This window comes from Candidatus Acididesulfobacter guangdongensis (genome assembly GCA_004195045.1).
Classification (GTDB): domain Bacteria; phylum SZUA-79; class SZUA-79; order Acidulodesulfobacterales; family Acidulodesulfobacteraceae; genus Acididesulfobacter; species Acididesulfobacter guangdongensis.
Genome location: SGBC01000001.1, coordinates 115450 through 135414, shown reverse-complemented (window position 1 = coordinate 135414; position 19965 = coordinate 115450). Strand labels below are relative to the sequence as shown.

At 32.2% G+C, this 19965-nt stretch carries 18 protein-coding genes; 12 read left to right on the top strand and 6 right to left on the bottom strand.

All coding sequences use genetic code 11. From position 1 onward, the window contains the following. Window positions 1–154 precede the first annotated feature (154 nt). The 8 genes from EVJ46_00685 to EVJ46_00650 all read left to right on the top strand — a co-directional run bounded on the left by EVJ46_00685 (window position 155) and on the right by EVJ46_00650 (window position 8252). A complete protein-coding gene (locus EVJ46_00685) occupies window positions 155–1582 on the top strand; it encodes a radical SAM protein (GenBank protein RZD16791.1) in 1428 nt (475 codons plus the stop codon). A 279-nt stretch (window positions 1583–1861) separates the two neighbouring features. Continuing rightward, window positions 1862–2242, top strand: coding sequence for a 30S ribosomal protein S6 (gene rpsF / locus EVJ46_00680; protein RZD16790.1), 381 nt, complete (start codon window positions 1862–1864; stop codon window positions 2240–2242). After that, a complete protein-coding gene (gene rpsR, locus EVJ46_00675) occupies window positions 2235–2519 on the top strand; it encodes a 30S ribosomal protein S18 (GenBank protein ID RZD16789.1) in 285 nt (94 codons plus the stop codon). The genes rpsF and rpsR overlap by 8 nt, the downstream gene beginning before the upstream one ends. Then, the gene (locus EVJ46_00670; GenBank protein RZD16788.1) at window positions 2512–3504 is read left to right on the top strand and encodes a DUF2232 domain-containing protein; all 993 of its coding nucleotides are present in this window, start codon (window positions 2512–2514) and stop codon (window positions 3502–3504) included. Before rpsR ends, EVJ46_00670 begins: the two co-directional genes overlap by 8 nt. Before the next feature lie 25 nt (window positions 3505–3529). Then, entirely contained in the window at window positions 3530–3976 is a 447-nt protein-coding gene (locus EVJ46_00665) for a 50S ribosomal protein L9 (GenBank protein ID RZD16787.1), read from the top strand. A gap of 24 nt (window positions 3977–4000) precedes the next feature. Next, a complete protein-coding gene (dnaB, locus tag EVJ46_00660) occupies window positions 4001–5491 on the top strand; it encodes a replicative DNA helicase (protein ID RZD16786.1) in 1491 nt (496 codons plus the stop codon). Window positions 5492–6024: 533 nt separating this feature from the next. Continuing rightward, window positions 6025–7191, top strand: coding sequence for a C4-dicarboxylate ABC transporter (locus EVJ46_00655; protein ID RZD16785.1), 1167 nt, complete (start codon window positions 6025–6027; stop codon window positions 7189–7191). A gap of 44 nt (window positions 7192–7235) precedes the next feature. Beyond that, window positions 7236–8252, top strand: a complete 1017-nt coding sequence (locus tag EVJ46_00650) for a transporter (GenBank protein RZD16784.1) — start codon at window positions 7236–7238, stop codon at window positions 8250–8252. Between the two features lie 499 nt (window positions 8253–8751). Here the strand turns inward: EVJ46_00650 and EVJ46_00645 are convergent, their stop codons facing one another. Beyond that, window positions 8752–9627, bottom strand: coding sequence for a DivIVA domain-containing protein (locus EVJ46_00645; GenBank protein RZD16783.1), 876 nt, complete (start codon window positions 9625–9627; stop codon window positions 8752–8754). Window positions 9628–9751: 124 nt separating this feature from the next. Then, the gene (locus tag EVJ46_00640) at window positions 9752–10063 is read right to left on the bottom strand and encodes a YggT family protein (GenBank protein RZD16782.1); all 312 of its coding nucleotides are present in this window, start codon (window positions 10061–10063) and stop codon (window positions 9752–9754) included. A gap of 340 nt (window positions 10064–10403) precedes the next feature. Between EVJ46_00640 and polX the strand changes: the two genes are divergently transcribed. Together polX and EVJ46_00630 are read left to right on the top strand one after the other, a co-directional pair. After that, the gene (gene polX / locus EVJ46_00635) at window positions 10404–12152 is read left to right on the top strand and encodes a DNA polymerase/3'-5' exonuclease PolX (protein RZD17435.1); all 1749 of its coding nucleotides are present in this window, start codon (window positions 10404–10406) and stop codon (window positions 12150–12152) included. A 115-nt stretch (window positions 12153–12267) separates the two neighbouring features. After that, window positions 12268–13212 carry a hydroxymethylpyrimidine/phosphomethylpyrimidine kinase gene (locus EVJ46_00630; protein RZD16781.1) on the top strand — a complete coding sequence of 315 codons (945 nt, stop codon included), beginning with the start codon at window positions 12268–12270 and terminating at the stop codon, window positions 13210–13212. A gap of 110 nt (window positions 13213–13322) precedes the next feature. Here the strand turns inward: EVJ46_00630 and EVJ46_00625 are convergent, their stop codons facing one another. The 4 genes from EVJ46_00625 to EVJ46_00610 form a co-directional block, all read right to left on the bottom strand. Beyond that, on the bottom strand, window positions 13323–14117 hold the full coding sequence (locus EVJ46_00625; GenBank protein ID RZD16780.1) for a DsbA family protein: 795 nt from the start codon (window positions 14115–14117) through the stop codon (window positions 13323–13325). 216 nt (window positions 14118–14333) lie between these two features. Beyond that, window positions 14334–15272 (bottom strand): hypothetical protein, encoded by a 939-nt coding sequence (locus EVJ46_00620; protein ID RZD16779.1) that lies wholly within the window; start codon window positions 15270–15272, stop codon window positions 14334–14336. Window positions 15273–15279: 7 nt separating this feature from the next. Beyond that, window positions 15280–15438, bottom strand: a complete 159-nt coding sequence (locus EVJ46_00615; GenBank protein RZD16778.1) for a rubredoxin — start codon at window positions 15436–15438, stop codon at window positions 15280–15282. A gap of 129 nt (window positions 15439–15567) precedes the next feature. Then, entirely contained in the window at window positions 15568–15750 is a 183-nt protein-coding gene (locus EVJ46_00610; protein RZD17434.1) for a rubredoxin, read from the bottom strand. 608 nt (window positions 15751–16358) lie between these two features. Between EVJ46_00610 and argS the strand changes: the two genes are divergently transcribed. Beyond that, entirely contained in the window at window positions 16359–18773 is a 2415-nt protein-coding gene (gene argS / locus EVJ46_00605; protein ID RZD16777.1) for an arginine--tRNA ligase, read from the top strand. Window positions 18774–18870: 97 nt separating this feature from the next. Further along, window positions 18871–19857 (top strand): ABC transporter ATP-binding protein, encoded by a 987-nt coding sequence (locus EVJ46_00600; GenBank protein ID RZD16776.1) that lies wholly within the window; start codon window positions 18871–18873, stop codon window positions 19855–19857. The last annotated feature ends 108 nt before the right edge of the window (window positions 19858–19965 follow it).

The window sequence follows — 19965 nt, the reverse complement described above, 5'->3', positions numbered from 1 at the left end:
TTGTAAATAACATATAAATAAAATTAAGATATTTTTATTTTTAAATCTTTTTTAATTTATATTTATGTGGTATATTTAATATAATGATAGTGATGTTGACATACTATATAATATAATATGAAAATATAAAAAATATAAATAAAGGGTGTTGATTATGAAGATTTTGCTTATTCAACCAGATAATAAAAATACGGTAGGTTTAAATAACGTTGCTTTAATTGAGCCTACAGGGCTGGAAGCCATAGGCGGAAGCCTTTTAAATGACAAACACAATGTTAAAATAGTCGATTTAAGAGCTGTGGGGAAGGACCCGGATAAATATTTAGACAATGCCATAAAAGATTTTAAACCGGATGCCTACGGTTTTTCATGCTCTTTTACTCCGGATGTTTATAGAGTGATTGAACTTGCAAAGAAGGTTAAAAATAACTACGGGGCAAAGTTTGTTTTTGTCGGGGGACATCACGTTTCCGTTTATCACATTGATTTTAATATAAAAGAAATTGATGCCGTTGTTATAGGTGAAGGAGAAGTGACCGTTGTTGAGCTTTTGCGGGCCTATTCTGCCGGAAAGCCTCTTGCAAATGTTGACGGCATTGCCTATTGCGACAGCGATACCGGACAGCAGATTAAAACAAAACAGAGAAGTTTAATAAAAAATATTAACGAGGCTCCTTTTTTTGCCAGGCATTTAACTGCAGAATACAGAAAAAAATATTATCTCGGCATAAGAACATCGTTAGCGTGTCTTGAAACAGCCAGAGGCTGCCCTTTTAAATGTGATTTTTGCAGTGTATGGAATTTTTATAGAGGAACTTACAGATCTAAATCTCCGGAAAGGGTTGTTGCCGAATTAAAATCTATAAAAGAGGACTATATTTTAGTAACGGACGATAATTTTTTCAGCGATGTCAGAAGAGCAAAAGCTATCGGCGAACTTGTAAAAAAAGCAAAGATAAAGAAACTTTATACAATTCAGGCAAGGAGCGATACCATTGTTAAGCATCCTGAACTTATAAAACAATGGAAAGAGATAGGTCTATCCAATATTTTTATAGGGTTTGAGAGTGTGGACGATGAAACGTTAAATGATATTCATAAGGATAACTCATCAGAAATGAATGAGAGAGCTTATTATATTGCAAAGAAACACGACGTTGCCGTTACGGCATCTTTTATAGTATCGCCAAGTTTTTCTAAGATTGATTTTGAAAAATTAATGAATTTCGTTAAAAGGCTAAAAATAAGCGTGCCTGTTTTTTCTGTTCTTACGCCGCTTCCCGGAACTAAATTATTTAATGAATTAAAGAGCAAGCTGACTATTACCGATTATTCCTATTATGATTTGTTTCATCCTGTATTAGATACTCTTTTACCGACTACAGAATTTTTTAAAGAATTTTCAAATCTTTATAAAACGTCATATAAAAAATTAAACTTGAGGGCAAACGATGTATTGTTTGTTATTAAATATATGATGATGGGTAAAATGTCTTTGGACCATATGATTAAATTAAAAAGATCTATGAAATGCATTTCAACGCCGTCCACTTATACATTACCGTTAGTAGTTGTAAAATAAATAAAAAAATAAATAAAATAAAATAAAATAAAATAAATAAATAAAATAAATAAAAAAATTATTGCAAAACCGTTAGCAGTTGTAAAATAAAAAAATAAATAAAAAAATTATTGCAAATTTTTGTATGTGCGTTTATAATATCTTTCTTAACCTTATGGAATAAAATTATAATACGGTATGGTAATAATATATAATTAATATCGGTATGTAATAATGAGCGATAAGAGCGATAAGATAAATAAACAGATAAAAAGTAAATAATTAAGTAACTAAAAAACGATTAAAAGAGGAGGAATTTTGAAAATCGATATATTTTCAGACATTAACCATAATTTTTTTAGAAAGTATGAAACTGTTATAATAGTCAATCCTGATTTCGATGATTCGCAATATAATCAGTTTGTAGAAAAAATTAAAGGAATTATTGCTAAAGAAGGCGGCGAAATTATAAGCGTAAGCGATTGGGGATTAAGAAAGCTTTCGTATGAAATTAAAAAAACCGGCAAAGGACGTTATATCGTTATTCATTATTCGGCTAAAAGCAATGTTGTAGCCGAGTTGGAAAGAAATTTAAGAAATATAGAAGATTGCCTTAGGTATCAAACCGTATTATTCACAAATGATTTAGAGTCTTCAAGGGAGGAAGCCGTCAATGTTTAAAAAATTTGAAAGAACGTCTGCAAGCAGACCGGCAGCAAATGCAAACTTTTCTCATAGACCATTTACAAGAAAAAAAATGTGCAGATTCTGCGCAGACAAGAATTTAAAAATTGATTATAAAGATACGCGTCTTTTGAGAAATTTTGTAACTGAAAAAGGCAAAATTATGCCGAGAAGGGTAACAGGCAATTGCGCTTACCATCAAAGAAAAATTGCAAAAGCTATAAAGGCATCCAGAAATATTGCAATAATGCCTTATATTTCTTTAAATGTATAAATTTAAGAAATTTTTATCTATTTTTTTTATTACTTTTTTGCTGTATCTTTTAATAACCGACTGTTTGGCAGCCGGTTATTATAGTTTTGCTAATCCCCTTTTTTATTTGTTTTTCAGTTTTATTATTATCTGGTATTTTAAAAATTATAAAGGCGCTTCAATACTTCCTGCCGCTATAGTTTGTTTTGCGGGAATTATGTCCGTATATAATTATATAAATTATAGCAGAAGTATAGAAATTTTATCTGTCATTTTAATATTTGTTGTTATTCCGTATGCATTTTCCTATTTATACAATAAAAAATTAAGTTTAGCCAAAGCTGTTTCTTTTTCCGTATTAAGTATTTATTCCTTGTTATTTCTATTTTTTGCCGCATATGTTTACTATAATAATGCGTACCTGTATTCTGACCTTGGCAGCTATTTAAATAAATATGCAGGCGTGATAATAATTAAAGTAATAAATATTTATAAGCAAATGGGTATATCTGATACGTTGATAGCCAAGTTTAAACCTGAATTGATTATAATACTTAAAGATATATTTTTGCTTACCCCGTCTATTCTGATAATTTTTTCATGGTTTTCTTTATGGCTTTGTTTCATTGTTCTTAAAAATCGAATTTCAAAGGACGACGGTAATAATAGTTTTTTTAGAACTGATGAAAATTTACTGAATTGGAAAGCGTCAGATTTTTTAATTATCGGATTGATAATTGGTTTAATTATTATAGTATTTGCTAACGGATTATATAAATTTATAGGCTATAATATAATTATTATTTTAGCTTCGGTTTTTTTTGTACAAGGCTTGACAATATTATCTTTTTACTTTAAAAAGAATAATGTGAATAAAATTTTGAGATTTTTTGCTTATGCGCTCATTTTATTATTCAGCAATCCTTTTTTAATATTTATTGTAATGTTAGGAATATTTGACGAATGGTTCGATTTCAGGAAAGTTAACGGTATTAAATTAAAATAAAAAATAATTGCAGGAGGAAAAAGTCGTGAAAATAATTCTGAAAGAAAATGTAGAAAATCTTGGCGATATGGGGGATACTGTTATTGTGGCAGACGGTTACGGAAGAAATTTCCTGTTGCCTAAAAATCTTGCTATACCGGCTTCAAAAACAAATATTAAATTAGTGGAACATGAAAAAAAATTAATTGAAAAAAGAAAAGAAAAATTAATTTCCGGTTTTGATGACCTTAAGAAAAAATTGGAAGCATTATCTATTTCTATTCCGGTTAAAGTCGGGGAATACGAAAAAATGTTTGGTTCTATAACTTCAATGGATATTGCCGAAAAATTAAAGGAACTTGATTTTAACGTTGACAGAAAAACAATTATGCTTGCCGAGCCCATTAAAGACCTTGGAATGCACAGTGTAAAAATAAAACTACATTCGGAAGTAATTGCCGAACTTCATGTAAATGTCATTCCTGAAGTTTAATTTTTATTTGGTAAATTTGTTTTAATGAGAAAAAAAACCTCCATACAGGATAATGCTGCGGGAAGCTTCGGTAGTCCGGATTCTATCGGATTACTGATGCCTCCAAGGTCTATAGATGCGGAACGTGCTTTAATATCCTCTATAATAATTGACAATTCTCAGGTAAATTCGGCCATTCAATTAGTTGCTCCGGAAGATTTTTACGATATTGTCAATTATAAAGCCTTTAAGGCGATTACTATATTGACGGAAAAAGGGGAACCTATCGATATTGTTACCCTTAACAATGTTTTGTCCGGAGGTCTGCTTAATGAAAGCGAAGGTCGCCGAAAATCTTATTCGAATAAAAAGGACTCGTCAGCTTTCAGTAATTTGCTGCCTGACGCTATTGATATGCAATCACAGGACCTGTCGTCTTTTGATTGGGCTGAATATTTGACGGGTCTTATGGAATTGCCTGCCGGTCTGTTGAATGTCGACCAGTATGCTAAAATTGTTAAAGAAAAATCTATATTGAGACGGTTAATAGCTGCTGCTCATAAAATTCAGAGAAAATGTTATGAACAAAAAGATTTATTAGAAGATGTTCTTGATTTTACCGAGAAAACTGTATTTGACGTTACCGAAAAAAATACAACCAAGTCATATTACGAGATGTATCCGTTAGTTCTTGACTATTTTAAGAAATTAACCTCAAAAACTGACGATAAGGATATAAGCGGTGTTCATAGCGGCTTTAGGGAGTTAGATGCTATGACAAACGGATTCCAGCCCTCAGATCTGATTATTATTGCGGGGAGACCTTCTATGGGTAAAACTGCATTTGCTTTATCTATAGCAAAGAATGTATCGGCAGGATTTAAAATTCCTATGGCTTTTTTTTCTCTTGAAATGTCAAAAGAACAGTTGGTTACAAGACTTATCTCTCAGGTTTCCAGAATAGACTCTTCGCAGCTAAGACGCGGAAAACTTCACAATCCCGACATTGAAAGACTTCAGCGCGCCATGGCTATCTTGGAAAATGTCCCTATTTATATTGATGATAGCGCAGGTATTTCCGTTATGGAACTAAGAGCCAAAACAAGACGGTTAAAAATGGAAAAAAATATCGGGCTTGTTGTAGTCGATTATCTTCAGCTTATGAAAGCTCCTTCCCATATAGAATCGAGAGAACAGGCAATAGCTGATATTTCCCGTTCTATGAAAGCCCTTGCAAAAGAACTTAAAATACCTATAATTGCGCTGTCTCAATTAAACCGGCTTGTAGAATCCCGCTCAGACAGAAGACCTCAACTGGCTGATTTAAGAGAATCCGGAGCTATAGAACAGGATGCTGATGTAATATTGTTTATTTATCGTGAAGATGTATATAAAAAAGATACGGACAAAAAAGGCGTTGCAGAAATAATAATAGGAAAACAGAGAAACGGTCCAACAGGAATAGTAAATTTAACCTATGTTGACAGAATTACATCTTTTGAAAATCCTTCCAATGAAGTTTCTGAAAATTTTTGAAATTTCGTTAATAATTTTAATTTTAAATTGTATTATAATTTTTTAATTTTTACATTATCTTTAATTCTTTATAAATTTTTTTAATGAAACTTATTTATGACTAAATTATTATTTCTATAAAACTGTTTTATATTTATATTAAATATATATTAAATATTAAAAATTAATTTCCTTACTCAATTAATAATCCGATTACTAATTTTCGAATTACTCAAATTTATTTAAAATATATAAATATTTCAGAACATCGTAATAAATTATAAAATATAACATTATTATATTTTATAATTTATTTTATTGACTTTATATTAAAAAAATGATATATTTCAAACATGCTTTATTAAGCAGTTTATAATTACGTTATATAATTTAGATTATAAAGTTTTTAGACACATTTTATATATATATTGTGTGTGGATATGATGTAACTATGTTATGCAGTACGCCGCCGCGTTTTTTAATTATTTAAAATTAAAATCCCTTTTGCGTTATCATATTTAAACATTAAACATAAAACATAAAATTGGAAAATCATGAAAAAAAAAATTAATTCATTTGCTAATAATCTGCGGCCGTTAAAACAGATGAATAAACCTAGCGATATCATAAAACAGTTTACTCCTAACTGGTTTACTATGAATATGGGAACGGGCATTCTGTCGCTTATGCTAGCGGCGTTTCCTTATCCTGTACCGGGTCTTCAGATTGCAGCGGAAACGTTATGGGTAATTAATATTATTCTTTTTATAATATTCAGTATTTTATTTATAAGCAGATTTACATTTTATTTTGATTCGGCAAAAAAACTATTGACCCATCCCATTCAATCCATGTTCCTTGGAGCTATTCCTATGGGTCTGGTAACAATTATAAACGGTTTTTTAATTTTTGATGCGCCCAAAGGAGTAAATATTGCTTTAAACCTATGGTGGTTTGACGCCTTTATTTCAGTAGTAATAGGTTTGTTAGTACCTTTCTATATGTTTACGAATCAAAGACACAGTATAGAAGATATGACGGCTATTTGGCTGCTGCCGATAGTTCCCGCAGAGGTTGCTGCGGCATCGGCGGGGTTTCTTGCGCAGCATGTTGCACCCGCTTTAGCGAGACATATCGTGATTTTAGGTTACGCATTGTGGGCATTTTCCGTACCGTTAGCCTTCGGCGTTCTTGTTATTTTATTTTTACGCCTTGCATGGCACAAACTGCCGCATAGAGATATGGCTGTGTCAACGTGGCTTACTTTAGGACCTATAGGCACAGGCAGCATGGGATTGCTTCTTTTAGGCGGCGATGCGCCGCGTGCGTTCATCGGAACTAAACTTTATGTTTATGCGAAAGAAGCTTATGCTTTTGGACCGATAGGGGGTTTGGTTATCTGGGGGTTTGGATTTTGGTGGCTTGTCATGGCAATACTGCTGACATTCAGGTATATGAAAGAGGATTTGCCTTTCAATATGGGCTGGTGGGGGTTTACATTCCCTCTTGGGGTATACACCGCCGCTACTATTATCCTGTATAGAGTAACCGACCTTGAATTGTTCAGGGTTGCCGGTGCTGTTTTTGTTGCGATGCTGGCAATGTTCTGGACCGTCGTAACTACAAAAACGCTGCACGGCATGTGGCATGGATATCTGTTTAAAGCCCCGTGTCTATCGACTGAAACAGGATTGCCGGATGAATCAAAAGATTGCGCATGATATATAAAATTTATTATAAAAATCTAATCAAAATGGGGGATAGAATGAAAAAGACTGCAATGGAACATCAAAGTTTCTTAAAAATTTTACTATTTTTTATTTTAGTAATTTCATCAAGTATGTTTGTAAAATTAAGTCTTGTACGCAGGGCGTTTGCAGACCCTGACGGGGCTGGAAATAATTTTTTTTATAAAGGTTCTTTTGCGTTCGGAACTCCGCCCGCAAACAAATTTATAACATATCAGATGATGACATATGAAGCTTTCGGTTCGGTATTTACAAATACAGGCTCCGTTAAAAATCTGCCTGCCAGTGTCACGAGATACGTTTATCTGCCGGAATTTATATGGACAAACAGCCTGCTTAATTCAAATGCGACTAATCTGTTTGAAGTTATAGTCCCTTTTGGGCAGGCGACCCAGCATCTCAGTAATCCGTCATCACAGTATGAAAATTCAAGCACAGGATTAGGCGATATTTTAGTTTATGAAGGGGTATCCAGTAAAACATATTCAGACGGAAATTTATCGGCAAATATTTTTCCGCAGGTTAGTTTTACGGTTCCGGCAGGCAGCTGGAATAACGATTCTACTGTAAACTTAGGCGGGGATGAATGGCAGATAATGCCCACACTAACCGGAGAATTTGCGTATAATTTGCCGTCGAACATGGCATTAAAGTTAGATTATGCAATCGGTTACAGTTACAACGAGGGGCATTCTGCAATTAATATGGCAGAGGTTAAAAGCGGCGGAGCAAGTATTACAAATCCGGGAAATAATTTCTTTGCCGATATTTTTCTAAATTATTATATAACGCCTGCTTTGGATATTTATAATGAAACTTCTTATGTGAATCAGGGTGCTAATAATGGATATTCTGGAAAAAACGCGCCTGTATATATGCAGATAAATAACGGCTATAAAGATGTTGCGTCCGGCTTCGGTATTGACTATCATATAAAAAATGTTATGTTAGACGCTCGTGTTCTTAGAGATTTGCATGGCGATAACGGTCCTGACGGATTTTACAGTCAGGTTGGTTTAATAATGACGTTCTGATATAGCTACAACATTCGGTCAATATCAATTGATATTGACCGTTATACCGTTATATATTGGTCTATTCAATATGATTATTTTGAAAAGAAGCAAAGGAAGAAAATAAAAGAAGCAAAAAAGAAGCATAACTGCTAAAATTGATAAAAATTATGATTATGTAATATGTATTATCAGTTTTGCCTTTAGGAGGGAGTATGGTCTATATATTGCATCCTTTAAAAAAATATATAGCAATCATACTTAAGAATATCGAACATGAACGTAAAAGATGATAATAAACCGTCAGTTTATTGTCATCTTTTTTATATTTGTATCATTAGCCTATTTAATATAGTAATCAAAATAAATTATACAGATAACACCGCAATCAGCAGATGAAATTAATTGAATAAAATTAAAATTTTAGTATGTTTGCTGCACATACAGAGCGCATATATATAACATAATATATATATAACATAGATAGATATGACTTCGGTCAAATAATGAATTAAACGGTTTAAAACGTGAACTTATTGACGTCGCCTAACAATTTTTCCAGTTCTTCGCTGTCTATATCGACGCCGTCGCTATTATTATCTGCTTGACTTTTATTACTGCTGTCAGCTTCATTTTTTAGGGCTTTATCAGATTCTGTGCGGGGAATATGGACTTCGGCAGCATCGTTAGTGTTATGCCCGTCTTCAATTTTTTTTTCAGTTATATTCTCATTCCTATCTTGCATATTATCCGACGTCGGTAAATTATTATTTATTTTATTATTTTCCTGCGCTTTTTCTTTTGTTTCAGTGTAGGATGTGTGGGATGATGCGCCATTTTCGTTTTCTTTATCATCGTTTATTTTAGAGCGATTCTTATCGGTCTTTAAGGCGTCTGCAAGATTATCTACAATTTTTTTATCTTTAACGGACAAAGATAATTCAAGTTTTTTAGATTCTTCTACGTTAACCAGATCAATATTTGTAGAAAGCAGATTTTTCATAGAATTTAGTATCAGAACTCTTTTATTTAAGAGTTCATTTGCGCTGAGGTATATTTCAGAATATTTAGCGTACGCCTCATCGGTAATTCTTTTGGCTTCCATGATTGCATTATTTTTTATTGACTCGGCTTCGCTTTTGGCGGCTGTTTTAATTTCGTCGCCTATAGACCTTACCATTAATACGGCGTCGCTTATCATTTTGTCTTTTTCTTTAAATTCTTTAATTTCTTGATTTTTTTTTACAATTTCTTCTTTGAGATTATAAAATTCGCCGTAAAGTTTTTCCAAGTCTTTGGCTATCAATTCTAAAAAATTATCAACCTCTGTAGTGTCATAGCCTTTAAGTCTGCGTGAAAATTTCTGAGATTTAATCTCCAATGGTGAAAGTTCCATATATAAAATGCTCCTTATCTGAATAAATTATTATCTTAATAATTATTTTAATTAGATATATATAAAATGTCAAATTTATAATTTTAATTTATAATTTTAAATATTGAAATTGAATAAGCTTAAGTTAAATTTTCATGCTGATTAAATAGCTTACCAAGTCATTCTGTAAATAGGCAAGAAGCATTTGCAATATATAAATTGCAAAAATAACAATTATAGGTGATAAATCTATTCCGATATTGCCGATAGGAATTACCGCCCTTACCTTTCGGAGGACAGGTTCGGTTATATCGTTAAGAAATCTTATAATAGGATTATACGGGTCGGGATTAACCCAAGAAACTAATGCCTTGATAATTATTATCCACATATAAGCCTGAAGAATTATGTTTATAATATTAAAAATAAAAAAAACTAGATTCAATGAAAATCCCATTAATATTCTCCCGCTGATTTAATTGTTAATCATTGTTAATGAATTATTTATTTTAATTATTTATTTTAATTATTATTGACATTACGCCTTTTGCTATAATTTAATTTTTTGTCATTTTTCTGCTATTTTTTTTAACTAATTGAATTTCTATCGGCATTATATCTGTAATTAATTATATCACACGGGCATTATAAATTATAATATAATGTGATAATATAGTATAATTATACGATAAATTATAGCAGTAATAGAAATTTTATTGCATATTGGCTAATGTGAAGAATTAATAATAAATAAATAAGTCTTTGTCTCTAATTAAAAAACTGATTAAAAAATGAGCATAAACAAAGAAAAAATTGCTGAAATATTTGAAAAAATTTCTGAATTGCTTGAAATTAAAGGCGATAATCTTTTTAAGATAAGGGCATATTTAAACGCATCACGTGTTATAAGCCAATTTCCCGGAAATATTGAAGATGCAGTTTTGAAAGGCGAAATGTCAAAAATTCCCGGAATAGGCAAAGATATTGCCTCTAAAATTGAAGAATTAGTTAAAACAGGACGGCTGATTTATTATGAAGAGCTAAAAAAATCTGTGCCTGAAGGTATTTTTGAATTGTTAAAATTAAGAGGACTCGGTCCAAAAAAAACTAAGATTTTATATGAAAAATTAGGAATAAAAAATATTGCGGATTTAAAAACGGCGCTTGAAGATAAAAAATTACTCTATCTCGATGGATTTGGAGAAAAAACCGTAAGCAATTTAACCGAATCTATAAAAGAATATAATAACTTTAAAGAAAGATATTTGTATCCAGAAGCGCAGCTGGAAGCAGGTCTGATTATTTCATATTTATTAGAAGCAGCCGGCAGTTTAATATCAAACATTGAAATAGCCGGTTCATTAAGAAGGAAATTGGAAACAGTAGGCGATATAGATATCGTAATTGCATCAAAATCTTCGGCAATAGCGGAAGTCTTTTTAAAATACGATAAAATAGCGCATATTGAATCTAACGGAGATACAAAAATAAGCATTGTACTGGAAAACGGTATGCGTGTTGATTTAAGGATAGTACCGCCGGAAGATTATATATACGCCCTGCATCATTTTACAGGTTCAAAACTTCACAATGAAGAATTGAGAAGCCGTGAAAAAAAACACGGTTATAAAATAAATGAATATGGAATTTACAAGACGGAATATAATAAAATAATAGTTGCAGATGAAAAAGATTTTTATAATGTTTTTAATATGCAGTTTATTCCGCCTGAACTGAGAGAGGGCGCAGGAGAGATAGAAGAGGCTCTGAAGCACGATATTCCCGAGCTGATAAACATTAAAGATATAAGAGGTGTATTTCACGTACACACATCCTATACCGATGGGAAAGAAAGTTTGGAAGAAATGGTTAAAACTGCTTTAGAACTGGGTTTTGAGTATATAGGCATAACCGACCATTCAGTTTCCGCGCCCTATGCTCACGGGCTCAGTGCCGATGAATTAAATTCTGAAATTGAACATATCGACAGACTGAATAAACAATATGAAGGAAAAATTACAATACTAAAAGGAATTGAATCCGATATTTTAGAAAACGGCGACCTTGATTATGGAAACGAGACGCTTTCTAAGTTAGATTTTGTGATAGCTTCGGTACATTCCAGATTCAATATGCATAAAGAAGATATGACCGCAAGAATAATGAAGGCAATAAAAAATCCTTACACGACTATGCTCGGGCATTTAACGGGAAGGCTGCTTCTGGAAAGAAAAGAATATGAGGTTAATATTTCCGCTGTTATAGATACTCTAAGCGAATACAAAACGATAGTTGAACTCAATGCAAATCCTAAAAGGCTTGATATTGACTGGCGATACATTAAAGAAGCAATTTCTAAATCGGTTATGCTTTCAATTAACCCTGACGCGCATAATAAAAAAGGCTTTGATGTTATAGAATATGGCGTAAACGCAGCCAGAAAGGGGTGGACAACAAAGAATGATGTATTAAATACTTACGGTATAAACGAAGTTTTAAATAAGATTAAAACAATAAGAGAGTATAAATTGAATAAATCTGTTTAATCAAAAAAACAATAAACAATATTAATAAAATAAACAATATTGATAAAATAAACAATAAACCAATAAAAGTTAATAAAACAAACAATAACAACAGTTATTTTAAATAGATAAGAATATGAAAAAAATTTTATCGGTTGCAGGATACGACGGTTCAGGCGGTGCAGGAATTACGTCTGATGCGAAAATTTTTTCAAAATTGAATATATTGGGGTTGTCGGCAATAAGTGTGCTTACTGCTCAAAATCCGGATAATATATATAAAATTACCGCTGTCGACGACGATTTTTTTGATTATGAACTTAAAGCGATATTCGATTATTTTAAGATTGATTCCGTTAAAATAGGGCTTATCGGAAGCGAACGGCAAAGCGTCGTTTTAGCCGGCTATATCAAAAAGTATAACGTAAAAGATGTTATTTTAGACCCTGTATTTGTATCTACTTCAGGTGTAAGATTAGGGGATACCGGAGCAGGCGGTAGCAGAAATAAGAGCGGCTTTAACGGCGGCAATTTCGATGCAGGTTATTTAGAACATTTATTGAATATTGCAACAGTTATTACGCCTAATATTAACGAGGCAGAAATCATTTCTGGTCTAGAAATCAAAAATCTTGACTGCATGAAAGATGCAGCAGCTGCTATAAAAAAGCAATATCGCCGCATTAAAAATATAATAATAAAAGGTTCGCATTTACGAGGCTCTCACTCTCAGTATGGCGGTATAACGATAGATGATGCCGATTACAATAATGAAAACCGCTGCATTAATAATGCTGTACGAAGCGGTTATTGCGCGGGAGACGAAGAGATAACAGATTTGTTATTAACTGAAAGCAATGAGTTCGCATCATACAAAAAAAGGCGTATTATTACAGACAAGCAGATTCACGGAACAGGATGCGCATTTTCCGCAATGATGGCGGCTCTTTTGACTAAAGGAATCAACCCTTATGATGCTTTAAATAAAACGGAAATATTTGTCGAAAAATTAATAAATAATTGTAAAACCATACCTGATAATTCAGAAAACAAAAAAATTTATATAACGGCAAATATTTGAGTATACTACCTGACTGCAATGTTTATGTTTATACAGGATAAGGTTTTAAAAAGTATAATTTTAAAATGATAATAATATTTCTAAGTATTGTTATTGTTTGTCTATAATATTTATCCTGCTATTTTTTGTAGCAGTTTATTTAATTTGCCGATTGGCTGGTATCCCCTTATAGTTTTTACTAACTCCAGACCTTTATATATAAATAATGTTGGAGTTCCTGTGACGCCGAGCATTGTTCCTTTTTTTATGTTTTGCTTTATGAGACTGACGGTTACGTTATGCTTCACGCATGACTGCTCTTTTTTCATATTCAGCAGTCCTTTATCATTTTTTTTCAAAAAATAATAAATATCGCCTATTGTGCTCCATTTTGACTGATATTTATAAAGCAGGTTTCTTATTTTAAGATATTTATTATTATGTTTTGTGCTCTGCAAGGCTGAACAGTCAGCATACTTAGCTGCTTTGAAAGCGAAAGGGTGAATGAGCGTTAAAGGAAAATCTCTATAGATAAGATATACCTTTCCGGTATTAATATAATTTTTTATTAAATACGGCAGGTCTAATTCTTCAAATTTCCTGCACCAGTAACATTGAAAATCGGTATAGGCAACAATGGTAACATTTGCATCAGGATTACCCTGAACCCTTTGAGCATTCACAAGATGTGCGATTGTTCTCTGCGTTAAATTTGTATGAGCCGAAGCTGTCGAAACATTTATAAAAAGCAGCAGCAGCATGCAGGATATGATAATGAAGAGCTGGTAAATTATTAATTGAATATTATTTCTTGCGGGATCAGCAAGTATTAAATAATGTGCATCGCCGTTAGCCAGACGATTTTTTGTTCTTAATCCGATATTTTTATCGCTGCATATATCGTTTAGCAGATAATTATGTTTCATCTTGACCACCTTTTTAATCTTAATTTAATTTTAAGGAGTTTGATTTGAATGTTAACAAGGTATAATTAACGCCTTTGACATACTCCACATTGCTAAAGCACGGGATTTACGGCAACCGGCGGTAAATATATAATTTTAATACAATATACTAATTAATGTATAATAAATAATATATTATATAAATAATATATATTGAGTTATATATTATAATAAATACTATAATTTGTCAATCAGCATTGAATACAGCAAAGGAAGCATTATTTCATGGTGTCCGGTAAGGGAAAAAAATCTTCCTCCCTGCTGAGTAGGTCTTCTAAGTACGTTAACATTCGGTCTGTAATGTTGTATAAAATCCATATTAGCCGTAACGATATTATTAACCGCAAATCCGAGATTTCTTGAAAGCGTCAATGCTTTAAGAAAAATTTCAGGCATAGTTACGGCGGAACCGATATTTAAATACACTCCTCCGTCAAGCTTAGAAACTATAGATGTAAATTTTTTAAAATCTATAAGGCTTGATTTTCCGATTGCTTCGCCGTTTGCAGAAGGATGCATATGTATAATATCCGCTCCGATAGTCACGTGAACCGTGACAGGTACGCCAAGCTCATATGCTCTTGCTATAATACTTAAATTTTTATTTTTAAAATCAGAATTATAAATAAACCTGCCTATGCTTTCGCCTATGCCTTTATTTTCCGCAGCGCCTTCACTGATAGCATTATTAAGCAATTCCGCAGTATCTTTTGCCATACCGAACAAGCCGCTGTCTATTTCAGCCGATACATCTTCCGATGTCTTCCCGCTATAACTTATCTCAAAATCATGTATAATTCCTGCTCCGTTCAATGCTATGCTGTTAACGAGACCAATTTCCATTAAATGGATTAGTATTGGAGCAAGCCCTACTTTTATCACGTGAGCGCCCATACCGACGGCAATGAAAGAACCTTTTCTGTGCCGGGCTATTATTTCTTCTGAAAGCTCTTTAATATCGCTTGCGGCTAAATAATCAGGCAATATCTTAATAAAATCATTAAAAGAACCGCCTTTGTTAAATCTTTTAGCAAAAGAATTGATATTTACTTTAGACGGTCTATCTTTAAGCAGGTAAGTTTTTATTTTTCCGTTGTCGATCGGGGTTATATTCATTTGTCCGTCATAATTTTACAAAATGCGTTTTATCTGCTCCGCATACCGGACATACCCAATCGTCAGGCAGGTCTTTAAAAGCGGTACCCTGTTCAACGCCCCCTATACTGTCCCCGTTTTCAGGGTCGTAAATATATCCGCAAACCTCGCACTGGTATTTATCCATCTAATAATCTCCATTTAATTGAATTAAATTAAATTTAATAATATAAATTAAATAATATTTAAAATTTAAATAATATCAAACTGAACTATATGCCTTAACCCTGCGATAGAAAATATCATATAACGCAAACTATTTCTTGTCTTTAAGCTGAACAAAATGTGTTTTGTCAACAAGACAGATAGGACAAACCCAGTCATCCGGTATGTCTTCAAAAGGAGTACCCGGCGGAATGCCGCCTTCAGGATCTCCTTTTGCAGGATCGTAAATGTACGGGCACGCCTGACATATGTATTTAGCGCCGTTTTCGTCTATATTTTCATTATCGTTTTTATTAGTGCTCAATTTATATTCACCTCTTTCTTTTTTGTATTACAATTTTGCAGCCGTCATATTTTATTGCTGATTCTACCGTATTATAATCCGTATCGCAACTCAACAATATTGTTTGGCACCATGCACTTTAAAATATATTATATATATTTATATTTTATCAGATAAAAGGATAAATTAGAAATAAAATTTTTAATTTATATTCTTAACCCAACTTCACCATAATTATCAGCAACACATTGATATTACTATATTTATGAGGCAATAGAAATGTCTATGCGGACTGCAAAATAAAAAATAAAATATAATAATATCAATGGGTTATAAGGAAAAGGTGTCAGATTTTATTTTTTTGCGTATGGAGTAGTTTAATTAACAAAGAAAATATTTGCAAAAAAATTAATCTGACATCTTTTCCGAACAGATGATTTTCTATTGCAGGATTAAAGTAAATATTCACATTTGCATAATTAATTTTAAATTGAGTTTATTAAATTATTAACTTTTATTTTTTGTGTTTTTTGTATAAAATAGCATAATTATATATAAATAAAATAATACAACTTTAAAATCGGAAAACTTAGCGTAAAATGACGGAAACAGCTGAATCATCAGGTAATATTTTTAAATTTAATTTAGTTCTTATTGTTTATCTTATCATAATAAATAAAGAATTAATTGAAAACTTAGGCTCCGATAAAGATGAAAATGCCGCCAAAGATAAAGAAAATAAAAACAGTATATATTTTAATACAAATATTGATTTAAGCAAGATTGATACCGCCGAAATCGAAAAACTCATTAAGCTGCCGCCGGATGCGTCTTACGGTGATTATTGCATTCCTTCATATTATTTAAAACAGAACGGTTTCAAAGGAGAGCCCGAAGCTCTTGCAAATAAAATAGTCGATTTCATATATTCATATATAATTAACCTGCCTGACAATAATGCAGCAGAAATAGATAAAATTACAAATAATAATAATAATGATAATAATAATGACAATGATAATAATGATATATTAAAAAATTTTAAGCAATATTTTGTTTCCGCCGATGCTAAAGGGGCATATATTAATTTTTATGTTAACAAACAGAAATTTGCCAATTATATTATTACAGAAATATTAGCCGAAAAAAATAATTACGGCAGAAACTATTCAGGGAAAGGCAAAACGGTAATAATAGATTTTTCTTCTCCAAATATAGCAAAACCTTTCGGCGTAGGACATTTAAGGTCGACCGTCATAGGTATGAGTCTCGCGCGTATTTATGATTTTTGCGGGTACAAGACTGTAAAAATAAACTATCTTGGAGACTTTGGAACGCAATTCGGAAAGCTGATAACCGCATTCTGCCGTTTCAGAAATGCTAATCTTGATTTAACTGAATTTAAAAACGACCCCATAAAGTTTTTATATAAATTGTATGTAAAATTTCATTCTGAATCGGAAAATAACCCTGAGCTTGATGATGAAGCAAGGCTCAGATTTAAAAAACTTGAGCAATCAATTATTGGAATAGATGATGTATCTGAACTGTTTGACGATATTGCAGATGATTTAGACAACTATGATAATAATATCAATGGCGATGTTTATAACTTCTGCAATGACAATTTTAGAGAATATAGCGCTGAGGAGCGTAAATACGATAATACTAAAGAATATGAAGATAAAGACAGAGATGGAGATAAAGGTAGAGACGAATATAAAAGCAGAGATGAAGATAAAAATGAAACCGCCGGTAAAGAGATTTCCGGCGAATTATATTTATGGAAATTATTCAGAAAATTAAGCATAAAAGAATTTAAGCGCATTTATAATATAATCAATGTATCTTTTGATTTTTACGAAGGGGAGTCTCAAGCGTCAAAAATCGCCGTTAATCTTGTAAATATATTATTGGAAACAAAGATTGCGGAAAGAAGTATGGATGCCGTTATAATTCCTATGGAAAAAACACCTGCTTTAATCGCAAAAAGCGACGGAACAACGCTTTATCTTTCTCGCGATATTGCTACTGCTATGCTGAGATTTAAAAAGTTTAAATTTGATAAAATGCTGTATGTCGTGGGCTCAGAGCAGTCTCTCCATTTCAGCCAGTTGTTTAATATATTTAAAATTATTAAAAATAATAAACAGATTGAACAATATGATAGTATAAATTTAAATACGGCAATCGATTCTGATTTATTTTTTAGATATGCTTCCGAAATTTCAGGCAAACTGCATCATATAAAATTTGGCAGAATAATAGGAATGTCCACAAGAAAAGGCAATCTCGTATTTTTAGAAGACTATATTAATGAAGCTAAAGAAAAAGCGCTGCTGAAACTTAAGGCAGATAAACAATATACGTCAAACGTCAGCGCTGCCGATAAGTCGGAAAACGGTATGTCTATTGCTTCGTCTGATGTCAGTGCTAATGTCAGTACTGATGCCGATGCTGATATTGATGACATAGCGTTAAAAGTCGGCGTGGGAGCTGTAATATTTAACGACCTCAAGACACGGCGCAATGTTGATGTAAATTTTAATTGGGACAATGTACTTTCTTTCGAAGGGCAGACAGGTCCGTATTTGCAATATTCAGTCGCCAGAATAAATAGTCTTATTGAAAAGCTGAATAAAGAATATTCATTTAAAATTAAAATAGAAAATCCGTATACTTCTGAAACGTTTTCTAATATTATTGCAGATGCGGAAAAAAAAGATTTTTGCAGCATAAACGACCATGATTTTAATTTAGTATTTGAAATTGTTAAGCATCTGTCTTTGTTTGAAGATATAATAAAAGATGCGGCATCTCATGATGAGCCATCCGCAATAAGCTCATATTTATTAGATGTAGCCGCACTTTTTAACAGCTATTATCAAAATTATAAACTTATGAATCTTGAACCTGATTTTGTGTACAGCAGGATTATGTTTCTTATTTCGGTAAAAATAATTCTTGAGTCCGGTCTGAATTTATTATCTGTGCCTATTCTAAAAAAAATGTAAAAATAATATAAAAATAATATAAAAACGATACAATAATATAATAAAAATATAAAATAATATAATAAAAATATAAAAATAATATAATAAAAATGTCACAATGAGTTTGATAATTGACGATTTGACCGTAAAACTTTATACAGATTTTAAAAAAAAAGAATTCTTCAATGTTGCAGATTCCGTTTCATTCAGCGTTCAAAATGGAGAAATAATTGCCGTTGTGGGCGAATCCGGAAGCGGAAAGTCTTTTTTAGGCTTATCGCTAATGAGGCTTAATCCTCCTTACATATCCGAGATTTCATCAGGCAGTATATCAATATCAGATTCGGGCGGTTTTGAAAAAGTTGATATTGTAAAATTAAAAGAGAATCAATTAAGCGGTGTAAGAGGGCGTTTAATTTCAATGATTTTTCAAGACCCCAATGTTTCGTTAAATCCTGTTATAAAAGTAGGAGATCAAATCATTGAAGCAATTTTAGCGCATAAAAAAATGAAAAAAAAAGATGCCTGCGACATTGCGATACATTATCTTGAACTTATGAGGATTGACGGAAAAGCCCGTTTTAATTCTTATCCTCATGAACTGTCGGGAGGAATGAGGCAGAGAGTTATGATTGCAATGGCAATGGTGCTTGAGCCGGCTGTGCTTGTCGCCGATGAACCGACGACAGCATTAGACGTAAAAACTTCGCTTCAGGTTCTTGCCCTGATTGAAAAAATGCGGTTCGAAAAAAATGTCAGCGTATTATTTATAACGCACGATTTAAGCATTGCAAGAAATATTTCTGATAAAACGATAGTATTTTACGCAGGACAAATTATGGAATATGGCTTAACTGAAGATATAATAAATAATCCGGCGCATCCGTATTCAATATCTTTAACGAAATCAGTTCCAGGTTTATCAAAAGATTATGCTCCGCGTGAAAGACTTTTTGTAATTCCTGGTTCATTGAGCCAGAGTGATTTTAAATCGGGAAAATGCCGGTTTTACAGCAGATGTTTTAAAAAGACCGAAAGATGTTTAAATGAAATTCCGCTGTTAAAATTAGGCAGTGGGAGATTTGCAAGATGCGTAAATATATAATAAAAGAATTGCATAGCTAATTATTAAATTATATTTAGCTATGCAATTGCAATATATCTATATTGTATTTAATCCTGCAATAGAAAGTTACTCGGAAAAGGTGTCTGA